This is a genomic window from Bacillus sp. EA-CB0995 (assembly GCF_055814245.1).
The window spans coordinates 1,752,733-1,769,075 of record NZ_CP169269.1; the positions used below are offsets into that span (position 1 = coordinate 1,752,733).

The 16,343-nt window shown below is 36.8% G+C and carries 13 protein-coding genes, 3 pseudogenes and 2 other annotated features; of the genes and pseudogenes, 10 read left to right on the plus strand and 6 right to left on the minus strand.

Going from position 1 to position 16,343, the window contains the following annotated elements; all coding sequences use genetic code 11:
• Nucleotides 1–716: pseudogene (gene pyrF, locus ACEWFJ_RS09260) on the plus strand (orotidine-5'-phosphate decarboxylase).
• Nucleotides 713–1,345: an orotate phosphoribosyltransferase gene (gene pyrE, locus ACEWFJ_RS09265; protein ID WP_098305508.1), complete on the plus strand. Its 633-nt coding sequence runs from the start codon at nucleotides 713–715 to the stop codon at nucleotides 1,343–1,345. Before pyrF ends, pyrE begins: the two are co-directional and overlap by 4 nt.
• A 62-nt stretch (nucleotides 1,346–1,407) precedes the next feature.
• Here pyrE and ACEWFJ_RS09270 read toward each other — a convergent pair whose 3' ends face one another.
• Together ACEWFJ_RS09270 and ACEWFJ_RS09275 are read right to left on the minus strand one after the other, a co-directional pair.
• Complete coding sequence (locus ACEWFJ_RS09270) at nucleotides 1,408–1,662, minus strand: YbeF family protein (RefSeq protein WP_255258074.1); 255 nt, start codon at nucleotides 1,660–1,662, stop codon at nucleotides 1,408–1,410.
• A 101-nt stretch (nucleotides 1,663–1,763) separates the two neighbouring features.
• Entirely contained in the window at nucleotides 1,764–1,829 is a 66-nt protein-coding gene (locus tag ACEWFJ_RS09275) for a 3-alpha domain-containing protein (RefSeq protein ID WP_473692410.1), read from the minus strand.
• A gap of 240 nt (nucleotides 1,830–2,069) precedes the next feature.
• Nucleotides 2,070–2,294 (plus strand) — a binding site (T-box leader).
• A 48-nt stretch (nucleotides 2,295–2,342) separates the two neighbouring features.
• Nucleotides 2,343–2,567, plus strand: a binding site (T-box leader).
• 269 nt (nucleotides 2,568–2,836) lie between these two features.
• On the opposite strand from ACEWFJ_RS09275, the gene ACEWFJ_RS09280 reads away from it, so the two are divergent.
• Nucleotides 2,837–4,201 (plus strand): amino acid permease, encoded by a 1,365-nt coding sequence (locus ACEWFJ_RS09280; RefSeq protein WP_473691758.1) that lies wholly within the window; start codon nucleotides 2,837–2,839, stop codon nucleotides 4,199–4,201.
• A gap of 231 nt (nucleotides 4,202–4,432) precedes the next feature.
• Here ACEWFJ_RS09280 and ACEWFJ_RS09285 read toward each other — a convergent pair whose 3' ends face one another.
• Together ACEWFJ_RS09285 and ACEWFJ_RS09290 are read right to left on the minus strand one after the other, a co-directional pair.
• Nucleotides 4,433–4,963 carry a DinB family protein gene (locus tag ACEWFJ_RS09285; RefSeq protein WP_098305502.1) on the minus strand — a complete coding sequence of 177 codons (531 nt, stop codon included), beginning with the start codon at nucleotides 4,961–4,963 and terminating at the stop codon, nucleotides 4,433–4,435.
• 187 nt (nucleotides 4,964–5,150) lie between these two features.
• Entirely contained in the window at nucleotides 5,151–5,816 is a 666-nt protein-coding gene (locus tag ACEWFJ_RS09290; protein ID WP_473691760.1) for a TetR/AcrR family transcriptional regulator, read from the minus strand.
• 150 nt (nucleotides 5,817–5,966) lie between these two features.
• On the opposite strand from ACEWFJ_RS09290, the gene ACEWFJ_RS09295 reads away from it, so the two are divergent.
• Both ACEWFJ_RS09295 and ACEWFJ_RS09300 read left to right on the plus strand, forming a co-directional pair.
• Nucleotides 5,967–6,935, plus strand: a complete 969-nt coding sequence (locus tag ACEWFJ_RS09295; RefSeq protein ID WP_473691762.1) for an aldo/keto reductase — start codon at nucleotides 5,967–5,969, stop codon at nucleotides 6,933–6,935.
• 316 nt (nucleotides 6,936–7,251) lie between these two features.
• Nucleotides 7,252–7,764, plus strand: a complete 513-nt coding sequence (locus tag ACEWFJ_RS09300) for a DinB family protein (RefSeq protein WP_473691764.1) — start codon at nucleotides 7,252–7,254, stop codon at nucleotides 7,762–7,764.
• Nucleotides 7,765–8,026: 262 nt separating this feature from the next.
• On the opposite strand, the gene ACEWFJ_RS09305 is transcribed toward ACEWFJ_RS09300, so the two are convergent.
• Nucleotides 8,027–9,094, minus strand: a complete 1,068-nt coding sequence (locus ACEWFJ_RS09305; RefSeq protein ID WP_473691766.1) for a M24 family metallopeptidase — start codon at nucleotides 9,092–9,094, stop codon at nucleotides 8,027–8,029.
• A 396-nt stretch (nucleotides 9,095–9,490) separates the two neighbouring features.
• A pseudogene (locus ACEWFJ_RS09310) lies at nucleotides 9,491–11,199 on the minus strand (Rqc2 family fibronectin-binding protein).
• 104 nt (nucleotides 11,200–11,303) lie between these two features.
• Between ACEWFJ_RS09310 and ACEWFJ_RS09315 the strand changes: the two are divergent.
• The 5 genes and pseudogenes from ACEWFJ_RS09315 (at nucleotide 11,304) to rpoZ (ending at nucleotide 16,171) form a co-directional block, all read left to right on the plus strand.
• Nucleotides 11,304–14,024, plus strand: a complete 2,721-nt coding sequence (locus ACEWFJ_RS09315; RefSeq protein WP_473691768.1) for a calcium-translocating P-type ATPase, SERCA-type — start codon at nucleotides 11,304–11,306, stop codon at nucleotides 14,022–14,024.
• Between the two features lie 97 nt (nucleotides 14,025–14,121).
• Nucleotides 14,122–14,997, plus strand: a complete 876-nt coding sequence (locus ACEWFJ_RS09320) for a YicC/YloC family endoribonuclease (RefSeq protein ID WP_098311139.1) — start codon at nucleotides 14,122–14,124, stop codon at nucleotides 14,995–14,997.
• A gap of 66 nt (nucleotides 14,998–15,063) precedes the next feature.
• Nucleotides 15,064–15,327, plus strand: a complete 264-nt coding sequence (gene remA, locus ACEWFJ_RS09325) for an extracellular matrix/biofilm regulator RemA (protein ID WP_020059206.1) — start codon at nucleotides 15,064–15,066, stop codon at nucleotides 15,325–15,327.
• 13 nt (nucleotides 15,328–15,340) lie between these two features.
• A pseudogene (gene gmk / locus ACEWFJ_RS09330) lies at nucleotides 15,341–15,957 on the plus strand (guanylate kinase).
• 1 nt (nucleotide 15,958) lies between these two features.
• Entirely contained in the window at nucleotides 15,959–16,171 is a 213-nt protein-coding gene (rpoZ, locus tag ACEWFJ_RS09335; RefSeq protein WP_473691771.1) for a DNA-directed RNA polymerase subunit omega, read from the plus strand.
• Nucleotides 16,172–16,343: the final 172 nt, after the last annotated feature.

The following is a 16,343-nucleotide window of genomic DNA, read 5'->3' on the forward strand; positions in this document are numbered from 1 at the left end:
ATGTCACAGTCGCTAATTGTTGCACTGGATTTTCCAGGTAAAGCAGAGGTAGAACAGTTTTTAAGTCACTTTGAAGGGGAACAATTATTTGTCAAAGTTGGTATGGAACTGTTTTACAAAGAGGGACCTGCTATTATTACGTACCTAAAAGAAAAAGGACATCAAATCTTTTTAGATTTGAAGCTTCATGATATTCCGAACACAGTGAAAAGCGCAATGCGCAATTTAGCTAGTTTAGAAGTTGATATGGTAAACGTTCATGCTGCTGGGGAAGCAGTATGATGAAAGCGGCGCTTGAGGGATTAGAGGAAGGTAAGAAAGAAGGAAAAGAGAGACCGATTTGTATTGCAGTTACACAACTAACAAGTACATCGGAAGAAGTAATGAAAAAAGAGATCGGCATTGAGAAAACGTTAGAAGAAGCGGTTGCTCATTATGCGAAATTAACGAAAGAAAGCGGTCTGGACGGTGTTGTTTGTTCAACGCTGGAAGTACCAAAATTGCGTGAAGTATGCGGAGATGCTTTCGTAACAGTAACACCGGGGATTCGTCTTGCAAGCGATGATGTAAATGATCAAGTTCGCGTAGCAACGCCAAAACGTGCGCGTGAACTAGGCTCTAGTTATATCGTAGTAGGACGTAGTATTACAAAAGCAGAAAATCCGCGCGCAGCGTATCAAATTGTAAAAGAACAGTGGGAGGGTGTAACAGTATGAAAAAACAAATCGCATCTCATTTATTAGATATCGGAGCAGTATTCTTACAACCAAATGATCCATTTACATGGTCTTCTGGAATGAAATCACCAATTTATTGTGATAATCGTTTAACATTATCATATCCAGAAGTACGTCAAGCGATTGCAGCAGGATTAGAAGAATTAATTCAAACACACTTCCCAACTGTAGAGGTTATTGCAGGAACAGCAACAGCAGGGATTGCACATGCTGCTTGGGTAAGCGATCGTATGAACTTACCAATGTGTTATGTACGCAGCAAGGCAAAAGGGCATGGTAAAGGAAACCAAATCGAAGGTAAAGCAGAAAAAGGCCAAAAAGTTGTCGTAGTAGAAGATTTAATCTCAACTGGCGGCAGTGCAATTACTTGTGTAGAGGCACTTCGCGAAGCTGGTTGTGAAGTATTAGGAATCGTATCAATCTTCACATACGAACTTGAAGCAGGAAAAGAAAAATTAGCAGCAGCAAACGTTGCATCATACTCTTTAAGCGACTACAGTGCACTTACAGAAGTAGCAGCAGAAAAAGGTATGATTGGCGAAGCAGAAACGAAAAAACTACAAGAATGGCGCAAAAATCCAGCTGATGAGGCTTGGATTACAGCATAATAATAAAAGAAAACACGACCGTGGGGGAAACTCGGTCGTGTTTTCTTTATGCAATTATACGGTTATTGCTTTTTTTCTACCTCTTTGTCTCCTTTTACAAATAATAACGTCATATAAGAAACAAGAAACGAAAAAATACTATACATCCCTACCCAAAAGAAAAATGATCGATTAAATAACGCTACTGCTACAATAAGAAAAATCGCAAACGTAATAATAGGCATTATATAATACGTCTTTGTAATTCGTGTACCAATAACAGAAAAAATAAAGACGAGTAATGGACAAACAAATAATACGAATATAAATTCACTCATGCGCTGTCCTCTTTTCTATAAATTTATTATTTTCCTGTTAAACGTTTTTCTGCACTCGTTTCTTTTCCTCCTAATCGCTTTGTAAATGTATTTCGCCAGCTTTATGACAAGGAATTAACTGCTAATATACGTTGTAGTCCTTCTATATTATGTTTATCGTGGTGCATGATTTCATTTGCGAAGGCAATTGTTATGTGATGTTCATTTTGTTCTATTAATTTAATTTTATCAGAAGGGGAAACGGTTCCTCTCTCTAATACTCGTACGAAAAATTAGTAAATCCTGTATTTTTGTAATGGTTAAGATGATGTTTCGTAAAGGATATGGGTATAGTTAACAGAAAATTACAGGAATAAAAAATATTGATTTTTTATTATATTTATTATAGGATACTTTATAAGTAAATAAGAAAAGCGATGAATGGAATAAAGTAGTGTATGTTCTCCCTGTTAAAGAGAGCTGACGGTTGGTGTAAGTCAGTACATAGAACAGCATGAATTACAATCCAGGAGCATCTTCTTCGAGCGAATTGTAAGGGGAAGACGGTGAAGAGCCGTTATAAAGAATGAAGAGATTGACATATAAAGTTTGTCAATAATTAGGGTGGTACCGCGAATAAAGTCGTCCCTACTGATTAATTTCAGTAGGGATTTTTTGTATTTTCATAACAACTAAATAATATATAAGCGATGAATGGAATAAAGTAGTGTATGTTCTCCCTGTTAAAGAGAGCTGACGGTTGGTGTAAGTCAGTACATAGAACAGCATGAATTACAATCCAGGAGCATCTTCTTCGAGCGAATTGTAAGGGGAAGACGGTGAAGAGCCGTTATAGAGAATGAAGAGATTGACATATAAAGTTTGTCAATAATTAGGGTGGTACCGCGAATAAAATCGTCCCTACTGATTAATTTCAGTAGGGATTTTTTATTTGCTTTTAAAAGTAAAAGTACCTAAATGTATGAATGATGATTATGTTTTTGGGAGGCTTCATTGTGGATGAGGCTTACAGGCCTTTATTCTTAAAAAATGGATTTTGATCATATAAATCAATTCATTCACCAAGTAAAAATAGTGATGTAAAGGAGGTGAATAGCCATGGAAGATGGCTATTATTATTTAAAATTACTTGCAAAGCAATTAAAAAAATTAGGAACGGAAAGAGGAAAAAAGAATGAAGAAAGATGGCTTAAAGAAAGAGTTATTACCTAGACATGTTCAATTTTTAGCGTTAGCGGGAATGATTGGTACGGGCATTTTCAAAGGGAGTGGAGATACTCTAGGGATTGCCGGGCCTGGTGTAATTGTTTCGTACTTACTTGGTGGGGTATTAATGATGATTGTTATGGTGGCTTTAGCTGAAATGGCTGTTGTTTATCCAAATCAGAATGTTCAACATTTAGTTCATAAGGCTTTTGGATTTCATGTATCATTTGTAGTTGGATGGCTATACTGGATTAACTGGACGCTTGTTACAATTGTAGAAATATTAGCTGCAGGCTCTTTTTTACAATTTTGGTTTTCGAATGTACCTCTTTGGTTACTAAGTGCTATTTGTGCGCTTTTAGTTGTGGGAATTAACAGTTTTCAGGTAAAATTTTATGGCGAAATGGAATTTTGGTTTGCTAGTATAAAAATTCTGGCACTTGTATTATTCATCCTTTTAGGTGGAGCAGTCTTATTCGGACTAACGAGTTTTGCTCCATCGACACCAACGGAACATTTACTTGGGCATGGGGGATTCTTTCCAAATGGTATTAAAGGGGTATTTAGTGCTTGTTTTATTGTCATGTTTTCATTCGGAGGATCTGAGTTAATAGGGGTAGCAATTTCTGAGACAAAAGACGCTGAAAAGGTTTTGCCTAAAGTGATAAAGGGTGTTGTTTGGCGCGTAATCATATTTTATATCTTGCCCATTACAATTATTGCGGGATTAATACCTTGGAATGAAGTTGCAGGAAATGAAAGTCCATTTATACAAGTAATGAATGCCATTGGTATCCCAGGTGTTGCACACATTATGAATTTTGTTTTATTAACTGCAGTTCTTTCAGCTGCGAATTCAGGAGTTTTTGCTACTTCCAGAACAATGGTTGCGTTAGCTGAAAAAGGAGAAGCGCCAAAAATATTGAAACATACTGCGAAATCAGGTGCACCAATCATTGCAATCTCTTTAAACGGCTTATTATTATTGATAGGTGCAGGACTAGCATTCTTTGCTCCAGATAGTATTATCGGAACAATGATGACAATTCCAGGATTTACAATGTTATTGCTTTGGTTAAGTATTTGCTTTGCACAACTTAAATTACGTCCTACCTATCCAACGATGCCTAACTTTAAAATGAAGTTATTTCCAACTACGACTATTATTGGAATCGTGGGATTATGTGTTATTTTCATAGGCTCAACGTTTAGTAATGGAATTTCAGTCGGAACAGTGGTTTGTTTTACAACTTTAGCAATTTTAATTGGTTTGGCTTTACTTAAAGGACGGAGTAGAAAGAAAGAAGACACACAACTAAAACATATAAGCTAAATTCATGATGGGAATAAATATAATATATTAATCCAATAATCATCAGAGCACGCTTCTACTGAATAGGCGTGCTCTGTCGTGTTTGAAGATAAAGAGTATGAGTCTGGGACAAAAGAAAGTATATAATTTCATTTACTGTAATAAGAGTGTCTTTTACTTTAATAAAATAAATCAAAATCATAACAAAAAGCTGTACTACTTCACATATACAGTAATACAGCTTTTTGTATATTATTTTACAGAATGAGCTTGTTGCATCTTTTTAATGATTCGAATTTGCCCACGATGACTTAGTTCATCCTCAAATACATGAAACCATTTGAAATAATTGTTTGCCGGCTTGTCTTCCCAAAAAGGAGTTGTTTTAAATAACCATTCGTTTGGAAGTGATTGAAATGTAGCGATTGTTTTATCGCGCACTTCTTGTAACGTGTTGATGTAGAATTCCAGAGGCTGGTTTTTAATTTTCTGGCGTCCGAGATTGCCTAGTTCAACACCTGGTAACCAGCGTTCTAGTTCTTCCTCTGTTGGTTCTCTGTCTTCAAATGTATGAATTTGATAATAAAATTCGACAGCTGCCATGTGATACAGAAGCATACCGATTGAATTTGCATTTTCATCATATAAATAGTCTAATTCTTCAATTGTTAAATCTTGAACAGCACGTAAAGTTGAGAGGCGTGCATAGTTCATCATCGAAACAAGTTTAGAAAAATCGTCGCTTAATCCGTCAATCTTATCAATTAAAAATAAATTTTCCATAGAAATCCCCCTGTTATGAAATACAGACCTGTATTTAATTTCTCCAAATAGGAGGAGATTCCTGTTTTATTGCGTAAAACAAAATGAAAGCAGCTCTATAATTCATATTTTTAGTATGAATTATAGAGCTGCTTTTTCGTGTATTTAAGTTCACCCTAGACGAAACAAGTGTTAGTTGGTGTCCTGTCTATATATAATTGGATACTTTTTGCACGATGTATTGTATCGTTGATTTCATTTTTTCATCATCTACATTATTTCTATATTCATGGTGGATGACTTGATGTTTTTTCAGCACATAATAATCAAAGAGTGCTTGATATAAAGTCATATTGTTTTGAATTAAAATTGTAGGTTCAAAGAGCTTTCGTAGTAGTACATCGTCTTGGATAAGGATAAGTACTGGATTTACAGTGTTGAACACTTCGTTTTCTATATGTTCCTCATAGAATTTTTTTAATTTATTATTTCGTTCGTTTTGAGCTTGTATGATTTGTTCGTATAGTACTGGAGCATTATGTTTTAAATCTAATAGCAAGGTATCAGATATGTAAAAAGCAATGAGTAATGATTGTTCAAATGTTTTTTGAAATCGTTCTCCAAATGGAACTGTTTCTTCAAAAATTGTTTGATCAATGCTAGTAATATATTCGGCATAAATGTTGACGATGTATTGGATAATCTCTTCTTTTGATGAGAAATATTTGTACATCGTTGCTTTACTAATATCCATATAACGAGCAATATCATCTGTTCGTAACGGGCTTATTCCTTGTTTTTTTACGATCGGTAATAATTTGAAAATGAGCTTTTTTCTCATTTCTACTTGATTATCAATACTGTTATTTAACATAACAACCCTCCTTACAATTCATTTATTATAAATAAATTTATGAATTTATACAAATTGAACTAATTAAACTAAAATAGTAAAAATAGTTTACTTGTTTTCTGGTGTATGTTATTCTCTTTTTACATCATCTTTTCGAAAGAAGGCGAACTTATGAAAAAGAAGAAGTTAGGTTCACAAGGATTAGAAGTATCGGAAATGGGATTAGGTTGTATGGGGATGTCTGAATTTTATGGTCAGACAGATGAGATAGAGGCGACTAAAACAATTCATCGAGCTCTTGAGCTTGGAATTACAATGTTCGATACAGCGGATATTTATGGATATGATGAAGAGGGAATGGGAACAAATGAAAAACTAGTAGGGAGAGCGTTACAGGAATTTCGGCATGATGTGAAAATTGCAACGAAGTTTGGAGCGCTGCGAAATGCAACAAAAGCGTTAGGATACAACGGTTCCCCTCAATATGTGAAGGAAGCATGTGAAGCAAGTTTAAGAAGATTAGGGACAGACTACATCGACTTATATTATTTACACCGCGTTGACCCCAATACACCAATTGAAGAAACTGTAGGTGTGATGGCGGAATTAGTGCAAGAAGGAAAAGTACGTTATATTGGACTGTCTGAAGTAACAGGTGAGCAATTAAAAACAGCTCATGCAATTCATCCAATTTCAACTGTTCAAACAGAATATTCTCTTTGGTCTCGTGATCCAGAGAAAGATATTTTAGGGGTTTGTCGTGAATTAGGCGTTGGATTTGTTCCATATAGTCCACTTGGCCGCGGATTTTTAACGGGTAATTTAACAAGCCGTGATCAATTAACACCTGATGATTGGAGATACTATAATCCACGTTTTTCAGAAGAAGCATTTGCTTCTAATATGAAAATTGTTGAAGGAATTAAACAGTTTGCTTTAGAGAAAGAATGTACGCCTGCACAATTAGCGCTTGCCTGGGTCGTTGCACAAGGTGAAGGAATCGTACCAATTCCAGGTACAAAGCGAGTGAAGTATTTAGAGCAAAACATAGCGGCTCTTGAAATAACTTTAACAAAAGAAGAACTAACATACTTAAATACGATTGCACCTATTGGTGATACGTTTGGTAATCGATATTAAGATTGGTAATCTATAAAGTGAAACTTTAATCAGTGGGGGTTTTCTTCATCCCCCACTGATTATTAGTTGAACCAATCGGGCTTTAACGGGCAGTTTATCTCCCACCTTACTTCTTTAGAAAAGCGGAAGCGGCTCGCTCAGAATCGCAGGACGTTGGAGCCCCCGACAGAGAGGCGCTTTTTGCCTCGTTCGAGGGGGCGAAACGACCGGAGATTCTAGCCGCTAGAGCTGGACAATGCTTTCGCTGAATTTTGAGGTGGGAGTATTACTGCCCGTTAATGCGGGATAAAAAATCAATCGAAAAGGATGAGATGATGTGCATACAGAAAGCAAGCATTTGCTGAATGAATCATTTGCTAGAACGTTAGTAAAATCATTACAAGGAGAACGCGGGCATATTCCAATTAAAAATGCAATTGCAGATATAGATTGGGAACTATCAGGAAAACAAGTAGAAAACATTCCGTATTCCATCTATCAACTAGTGATGCATATGAAGTATTGGCAAGATTTCCTCTTACGTGGTTTACATGGAGAAAAACCACAACTTCCAGCGCACGTGAAGGAGAGTTGGCCAGTTGAAAATATGGCGAAAAATCAAGAAGAATGGGCGGAGATTATAAGACAATTTCTAGCGGGAATCGATACTGCTTGTACAATTGCTCAAACTACAAAACTTGATGATCCTTTAGCACATTATCCAGATGTAACGCGGGCCGATACGTTACGTAATATTGCTTCACATAATAGTTACCATTTAGGAGAAATTGTATTGCTGCGTCGTTTATTTGAGGCATGGCCTCCACCGAGTGGCGGTTATCCAGTTTAAGAAAACAAAAGAATATAGCTTTTCTCACTAAGTCATAGGGAAAGAAAATAGGTTCTGATTACTTGTTGATGTGGAACAAAAATAACAGGCTTCTTCATATTGAAAGAAGCCTGTTATTTTTTATAATTATTTTCCCTGATAGTAATCGACCATCTCAAGGTTATGCAAAAAAAGAAGATAGGTGAGAGGGTCCGTAAAAGTTCGATTGATCAGATTTAATGAATAGTGGAGTGAAGAAAACCCCGCTATTCAAAGTTGCACTTTACCCCAGAACAATAAGTTCTCTATTAGCGTGTGTAATCACTTCATGCCCGGTTTTCGTAATGACAATATCATCTTCAATTCTGCAACCGCCCCAATTTGGGATATAAATACCTGGTTCTACGGTTACAACCATTCCTTCTAGCAGTGTGTCTGTACTATCTTTTGATAATCTAAGAGGTTCATGAAGTTCTAAGCCAACTCCATGGCCCGTTGAATGACCGAAGTATTCACCGTAGCCATGTTCAGTAATGTAATTTCTTGTAATATCATCGATTGTTTTTGCCGATTCACCTGGGCGAATTGCCTCAGTGCCGCGCTTTAAAGCTTCAAGTACAATGTTGTATATCTTTACAAATTCCTCAGAACAGCTACCAATTGCAACAGTGCGCGTTAAATCAGAGCAATATCCGTTATAAAGTGCACCAAAATCTAATGTAACAATATCCCCGTCTTCAATGATTTTACTTGTAGCTACCCCATGCGGGAGAGAAGAGCGAGTGCCAGAGGCTACGATAATGTCAAATGATGAAGAGGAAGCCCCTTGTTTTCGCATGAAAAATTCTAATTCATCTCTTACATCCCATTCAGATACACCAGGTTTAAGGAAGCTTGTAATATGTTGAAAGGCATCATCCGCGATGCGAGCTGCAATTTTAATCATTTCGATTTCAGTCTCTTCCTTCACGGTACGAATCGTCTCTATTATTTCATTTACATGAACAAGTTCGATATTTATATAATTTTGTAACGCTGTATATTGTTTCAGCGTCATATTATTTTCTTCTACACCTAATTTGTTTATTTGTAATCTGTTTACTTGCGCGGCAATTTCTTGTTCTATGTTCCCTTTATGCATAACAATTTCTGCTTCGTGTACTTGTGCTTTTGCTTGATCTGTATAACGGAAATCTGTAATAAATACTGCATTTGTAGGAGAGAGTAAGACAACTCCAGCAGTACCTGTAAATCCAGATGCATATCGGCGGTTTTCTTTTTTGGTAATCAGTAATCCGTCTATTCCGTATTGATGTAGCTGTTCTTGTATTTTTTTGATTCTTGAAGTCATGTTAATTCCTCCCTTTCATCTCCTTATATAAAGCAATAATAGTGCCAATCTTTTTTTATAAGAGAGAAAATCTTTTATCCCGCATTAACGGGCAGTAAGACCCCCACCTCAAGATTCAGAGAAAAGCGAAGAAGATAGGGGGATAACTGCCCGTAAAAGCCAGATTGGTTCAACTAACCATCAGTGGGATGAAGAAAACCCCCACTGATGGAAGTTTCACTTTATCCCGCATGAGTAGGGAGTAAAGCTCTGCGAAGAAAAGAGTTTTTTATATCGATGTCAAATAATATAGACACAAAAGCTTATTTTGTGTCTATATTATTTGACATCACAAATGATTGTGTAAAAAATGAAAGACAAAGAGATGATTACAATATTGTAATCATCTCTTTGTTTTTAAGCTTTCAACTTCATAACAGTATCCGCATCAGGTGTTACATACACCGTTTGCTGGTTATCATACGTAACAAATCCAAGCTTCGCTCCGCTCGGCTTTTTCACATGACGAATTTTTGTATAATCGACTGGAACTGAGCTCGATTCCTTTGCTTTACTAAAGTAAGCAGCGAGCTTTGCCGCTTCAATTAATGTTTCTTCGCTTGGCTCTAATGAACGAATGACAACGTGTGAGCCTGGAATGTCTTTCGTATGAAGCCAAAATTCATCACGGCGTGCAAGTTTATTTGTTAAATAGTCGTTTTGTTTGTTATTTTTTCCGACTAAAATCTCTGTTCCATCACTTGCAATATATTTGTCTAATACAGGTTTTGCTGGTTTCTTTTTTGCATTTTTTGACTTGCGATTACGCATATATCCTTCTTCGGCTAGTTCTTCACGAATTTCTTCAATATCTTTAGAAGAAGCAGCCTCCATTTGCTGTAGTAAACTATCAAAGTAAAATATTTCTTCATTTGTTTTTTCAATTTGCTCTTCAACGATTACTACAGAATTTTTTGCTTTTTGATATTTTTGGAAATAACGCTGTGCATTTTCTGACGGTGTGCGTAATGGATCTAAGGTGATCTTTACAGTTCCGCTATTTTCATCATAGTAATTGATAACCTCAACTTCTTTGTCGCCTTTTTTCACTGCATACATATTGGCTGTAAGCAATTCACCAAATAGTTGATATTTATCTGCTTTACTTGCGTCTTCTAAAGTTTTTTGCAATTTAATTAATTTTTTTCGTTTTTTGCTTTTTCATTTTGCATAAAACGTTCTAAATCATGGGCTTGTTGCTTTACGCGGTCACGCTCTGCTTTCCCGAAGAAGAAACGATCTAGTAATTCGCTTACAGATGAGAATGCTTTCTCTTCACCTTTTAAGTGTGAAAGTGGGAATAAATAAAAGAATTCTTTTCCCTTAGCTATGATCATCGAAGGAGTATACTGATGTTTTAGTAATAGTTTTTGTAATGTAAAAAATACTTCGGATAATGCATTTTCATTCATCATTCCAGCTTTTGCAACTACTTCTTTTGCAAATAGGGGAGAAATCCCCATAAAAGCTCCTACGAGTTGTTTATCCATATTTCCTGCTAAAAAGTCTAGCGGTCGAATAAATTCTTCTTGCGTTTCAATTTGCAATGGATTGATTTTCTGTTGTGCAGGCGGTGCAATATATTCAGCTCCAGCATATACAGTGCGGTGACGGTTTACCGCTAAGGAAACGTGTTTTAGGCTATCCAAAATTATATTTGTTTTGGAGTCTACTAAAATGATATTGCTATGACGCCCCATTATTTCAATAATTAATGTTTTTAATGATTCATCACCAATTTCATTGCGACTACGAATAGTAATTTGGATGATTCGTTCTAAATCAATTTGTTCAATTTTCTCAATAAATCCACCTTCTAAATGTTTACGAAGAAGCATGCAAAACATTGGCGGCAATGCAGGAGAATCGTAATTTTGTGTTGTAAGGTGCATGCGCGCGTGCGTTGGGTGTGCGGAAAGAAGTAGTTTTTGATTTTTTCCGTTTGCCCGAATATGTAACAAAATTTCATATTTTGACGGTTGATATATTTTTGAAATTCTTCCTGTTTGAAGAGAATTTGCAATTTCGTGTGTGATCGCTCTTGTAAATAATCCATCGAATGCCACGTTGAACACTCCTTTCTCACTAAAAGTTAATTATAGCATTTTTTCGGACGAGGCTGAATAAGCTTTCATTAGAGCATGTCTGCAATCAGGAGGTAGGTGGCGAGATGAATTGGTATGAACTGCGTGCACATGAAGTTGAAGAACGAACGAATACAAATGTAAAGACAGGGTTGACAGAGCAAGAGGTGCAAGGTCGACTAAAAAAACTTGGCCCAAATGAACTTCAAGAAGCAAAACGGCCTTCTGCACTTGTCGTGTTCTTAGCACAATTTAAAGATTTTATGGTACTTGTTTTGTTTGGAGCAACGATTATTTCTGCTTTTTTAGGAGAATATGTTGATGCAATTGCTATTGTTGCAATTGTCATTATCAATGGAATTCTCGGTTTCTTTCAAGAGAGAAAAGCAGAGAAATCGTTGGAAGCATTAAAAGAGCTTGCCGCCCCGCAAGTAACTGTACTTCGAAATGGAAAGTGGATGAAAATTCCTTCGAAAGGCCTTGTGCTTGGGGATATTATTAAATTTTCAAGCGGGGATCGTATCGGTGCTGATGTGCGCCTCATTGAAGCTTCGAGTCTATATATTGAAGAATCAGCATTAACAGGAGAATCCGTGCCAGTGCAAAAGAAAATTGATGTTTTGCATGGTTCGGATGTTTCAATTGGTGATCAAACAAATATGGCATTTATGGGTACTATGATTACAAGAGGATCCGGCATTGGAGTTGTTATTGGCACAGGAATGAATACAGCAATGGGACAAATTGCAAATATGCTGCAAAATGCGGAGCAAAATGAAACGCCGCTGCAGAGAAGACTTGAGCAGCTGGGGAAAATTTTAATTATCGTCGCATTAATTTTAACGGCACTTGTTGTATTAGTTGGTGTTTATCAAGGTAATGAAATGTACCATATGTTTTTAGCAGGTGTTTCGCTTGCTGTTGCAGCGATTCCGGAAGGATTGCCTGCGATTGTGACAGTAGCACTTTCACTTGGCGTTCAGCGTATGATTAAGAAAAAAGCAATTGTAAGAAAGCTTCCAGCGGTTGAAACGTTGGGATGTGCATCTGTCATTTGTTCAGACAAAACAGGGACAATGACGCAAAATAAAATGATGGTTACACATGTCTGGTCGAGTGGTGAAATCTGGAATGTAACGGGGCAGGGCTATGAACCAAAAGGTGAATTTATAAAAGATGAAAAGAAAGTAAACCCAACAGCGGCCCGTTCCTTATATCAACTCCTCACATTCGGATGCTTATGTAACAACGCAAATATTGTGAAAAAGAAAAAAACGTATGTATTAGACGGTGACCCGACAGAAGGGGCGCTCGTTGTAGCAGCGATGAAGGCTGGCATTTCAAGAGAAGGTATAAAGGATCAATTTGAAATTATTCATGAGTTTCCGTTCGACTCAACGCGGAAAATGATGAGTGTAATTGTTCGTGACAAAACAGGGAAAAAATTTGTGATAACAAAGGGAGCACCTGATGTTTTATTAAAAATGAGTCAAACTATTTTATGGGGAAATAAACAGCAGCCATTAACAGAATTGTACAGAAACGAAGTGCAAACGGCGATTTATCACTTAGGAAGTCAAGCACTTCGTACAATTGCAATTGCTTTTAAACCATTAAAAACAACTGATCACATTCAAAATGAACAAGAAGCAGAACAAGATTTAATGTTTATTGGATTGCAAGGAATGATTGATCCGCCAAGACCAGAAGTGAAGCAAGCGGTGCAAGAATGTAAAGATGCGGGTATTAAAACGATTATGATTACAGGAGACCATAAAGTAACAGCGATGGCAATCGCTGAGCAGCTTGGAATTTTACCATCTGGTGGCCGCGTTGTGGAAGGAATTGAACTCGCAAACATGTCGGTTGAAGAATTAGAAGATATTGTGGATGAAACGTATGTCTTTGCACGTGTTTCTCCGGAACATAAATTGAAAATTGTGAAGGCGCTGCAAAATAAAGATCATATTGTGGCGATGACCGGTGATGGTGTGAATGATGCCCCTGCTATAAAAGCAGCTGATATTGGGGTAGCGATGGGAGTTACGGGGACAGATGTCGCAAAAGAGGCATCATCTCTTGTGTTATTAGACGATAACTTCGCTACTATAAAAGCAGCAATTAAAGAGGGAAGAAATATTTACGAAAACATTCGGAAGTTTATTCGTTATTTATTAGCATCAAATGTTGGAGAAATTTTAGTTATGTTATTTGCGATGATACTAGCATTACCATTGCCGCTCGTACCAATTCAAATATTATGGGTGAATTTAGTAACAGATGGTTTACCAGCAATGGCACTCGGGCTTGATGCACCAGAAGGTGATGTTATGCGTAGGAAACCGCGTCATCCAAAAGAAGGAGTATTTGCGAGAGGACTTGCATGGAAAATTGTTAGCCGCGGTTTTTTAATCGGTGCTATGACACTCTTAGCGTTTATTATTGCACACAATCAAAATCCAAATGAATTAAAGTATGCACAAACAGTTGCTTTTGCAACACTTGTTTTAGCACAGCTTATTCATGTGTTTGATTGCCGCAGTGAGCATTCTGTATTTCACCGTAATCCATTTGGAAATATGTACTTAGTAGGAGCGGTGCTTATTTCGATTTTACTAATGTTGGTAGTGATTTATTATCCACCATTGCAACCGATCTTTAGTACCATGCCAATTAAAGCGAGAGATTGGCTCTTGATTGTTGGTCTTTCTTCTATTCCAACATTCTTATTAGTGGGATCTTTACTAACCGGGAAGCCTGAAAAGAAGAAACCAATTGTATATAAAAGAGGTGTAAACTTGAAATAGTAAATGGGATAAAAGTATGATATAATTTCAAAAGGTAGTAGAGTAGAGTCTCTATTACCTTTTTCATTGAGTAAGATCATGGCTTGGATGTGATAAAATGATTTCGAGTATGACAGGGTTTGGACGCGCAAAGGTAGAAAGTGATGCGTTTCAAATTACAGTAGAAATGAAGTCGGTCAATCATCGCTTTTTAGAGATGAATATTCGTCTTCCGAAGCAAATGATGGTGTTCGAGGATAAAATCCGTAAATTAATTGCAGAACAAGTTGGCCGCGGACGTATTGAAGTATCGATTATTGTTGAAGGGGAAGGGCTCGTTGAACGGAAATTACGCGTGGACTGGTCCCTTTTAGAGCAATATAAGCTCATTATGGAAGAAGCGAAGGAGAAATTTCAATTACAGGATTCGATTACATTACAGCAGCTTATTGCTATGCCGGAAGTGACAGCAATTGAAGAAGTTGAGAATGTAAATGAAACGTTTGAACATAGTTTGTATGAAGCGGTTCGCCGCGCAGCTAGTATGTTAAAAACGATGCGTGATGGTGAAGGAGAACGACTGCATAAAGATTTGGAGCATCGTTTGCAAGAAATTCACACGTGCGTGCATGCCATTGTTCCCTATGCGCCGTCAGTCATTCAAAAATATCGTGAGCGTTTGGAGAACCGTTTGAAAGAATTACATAATCAAGAATTAGAGGAACAACGATTACTTACAGAGATAGCGGTGTTTACAGACCGCTGTGATATTCATGAAGAGTTAGTTCGACTGCAAAGTCATTTAGAACAATTTCAAGAGGCGCTGCAAAGTACAGAACCGGTTGGAAGAAAGATGGACTTTATTGTACAAGAGATGCATCGTGAAATAAATACAATTGGTTCGAAAGCAAATGACTTAACAATTTCAAAATATGTTGTTGAAATGAAAAATAATCTTGAAAAAATTCGTGAACAAGTACAAAATATTGAGTAGCTGTCAATTGTATACGGAGTTATACGAGAGAGAGAAATCGGATAGACTTACTAGGAGGCGCAAACTATGGCCATGCGGTTTTTAAATATTGGATATGGAAATATCGTATCTGCACATCGAATTATTTCCATTGTAAGTCCGGAATCAGCACCGATTAAAAGGTTAGTACAGGAAGCTCGCGAACAAAATGTGCTGCTTGATGCTACTTATGGTCGAAAAACACGAGCAGTTATTGTTATGGATGATGGACATATTGTATTAAGTCCAATACAACCAGAGACAATTGCTCATCGATTAAATAATAAAGAAGATTTAAGTGACGAAGGGTAGGTTTAACATATATATGAGAAGTAGAAGAGGGTTGCTCATTGTTCTTTCAGGGCCTTCTGGGGTTGGAAAAGGAACGGTTCGAAAGGAATTGTTCAGTCAAGAAGATACAAATTTACAGTACTCTATTTCTATAACAACGCGCAAACCACGTGAAGGAGAAGTAGATGGTGTTGATTATTTCTTTAAAACGAGAGAAGAATTTGAAGAGATGATTCGTAACAATAAATTGCTTGAATGGGCGGAGTTTGTTGGAAACTATTACGGAACACCAATTGATTATGTAGAGCAGACATTGCAGCAAGGAAAAGATGTTTTCTTAGAAATCGAAGTGCAAGGCGCGATTCAAGTAAAGAAAGCTTTTCCAGAAGGAGTATTTATCTTTTTAGCTCCTCCAAGTTTATCGGAACTAAAAACCGCATTGTTGGTCGTGGTACAGAAACAGAAGAAGTAATTCAAAATCGTTTAACAGTAGCAAAAGAAGAAATCGAAATGATGGATGCTTATGACTACGTAGTAGAAAATGATGAAGTGGAACTTGCTTGCGAACGTATTAAGGCAATTGTGATAGGTGAACATTGTCGCCGTGAGCGAGTAGCAAAATACTATAAAGAAATGACGGAGGAAATATAATATGTTAAACCCATCTATTGATGCATTGTTACAAAAAATTGATTCTAAATATACGCTAGTAACAGTAGCTGCAAAGCGCGCTCGTGAAATGCAAGAGCATAACGATTGTGTTGTTGAACAACCAGTATCTCATAAGTGTGTAGGAAAAGCATTAGAAGAGATTAATGCACAATTATTAAACTACCAACCAAGTGAAGATAATGACCAAAAATAAAGCTTTCTTTTCGACAAATAGAGGCATAGATACTATACTTTTCTATGTAACAGTAACAACCTATTTACAAGTAGGTTGTTATTTTTTTACGATATAGATAAATCAACATTAAAAAAACGACATGAAAGCTTTCTTTTTAGGTGGGCGAGAGCATCTGGCCATGCATAGAAGC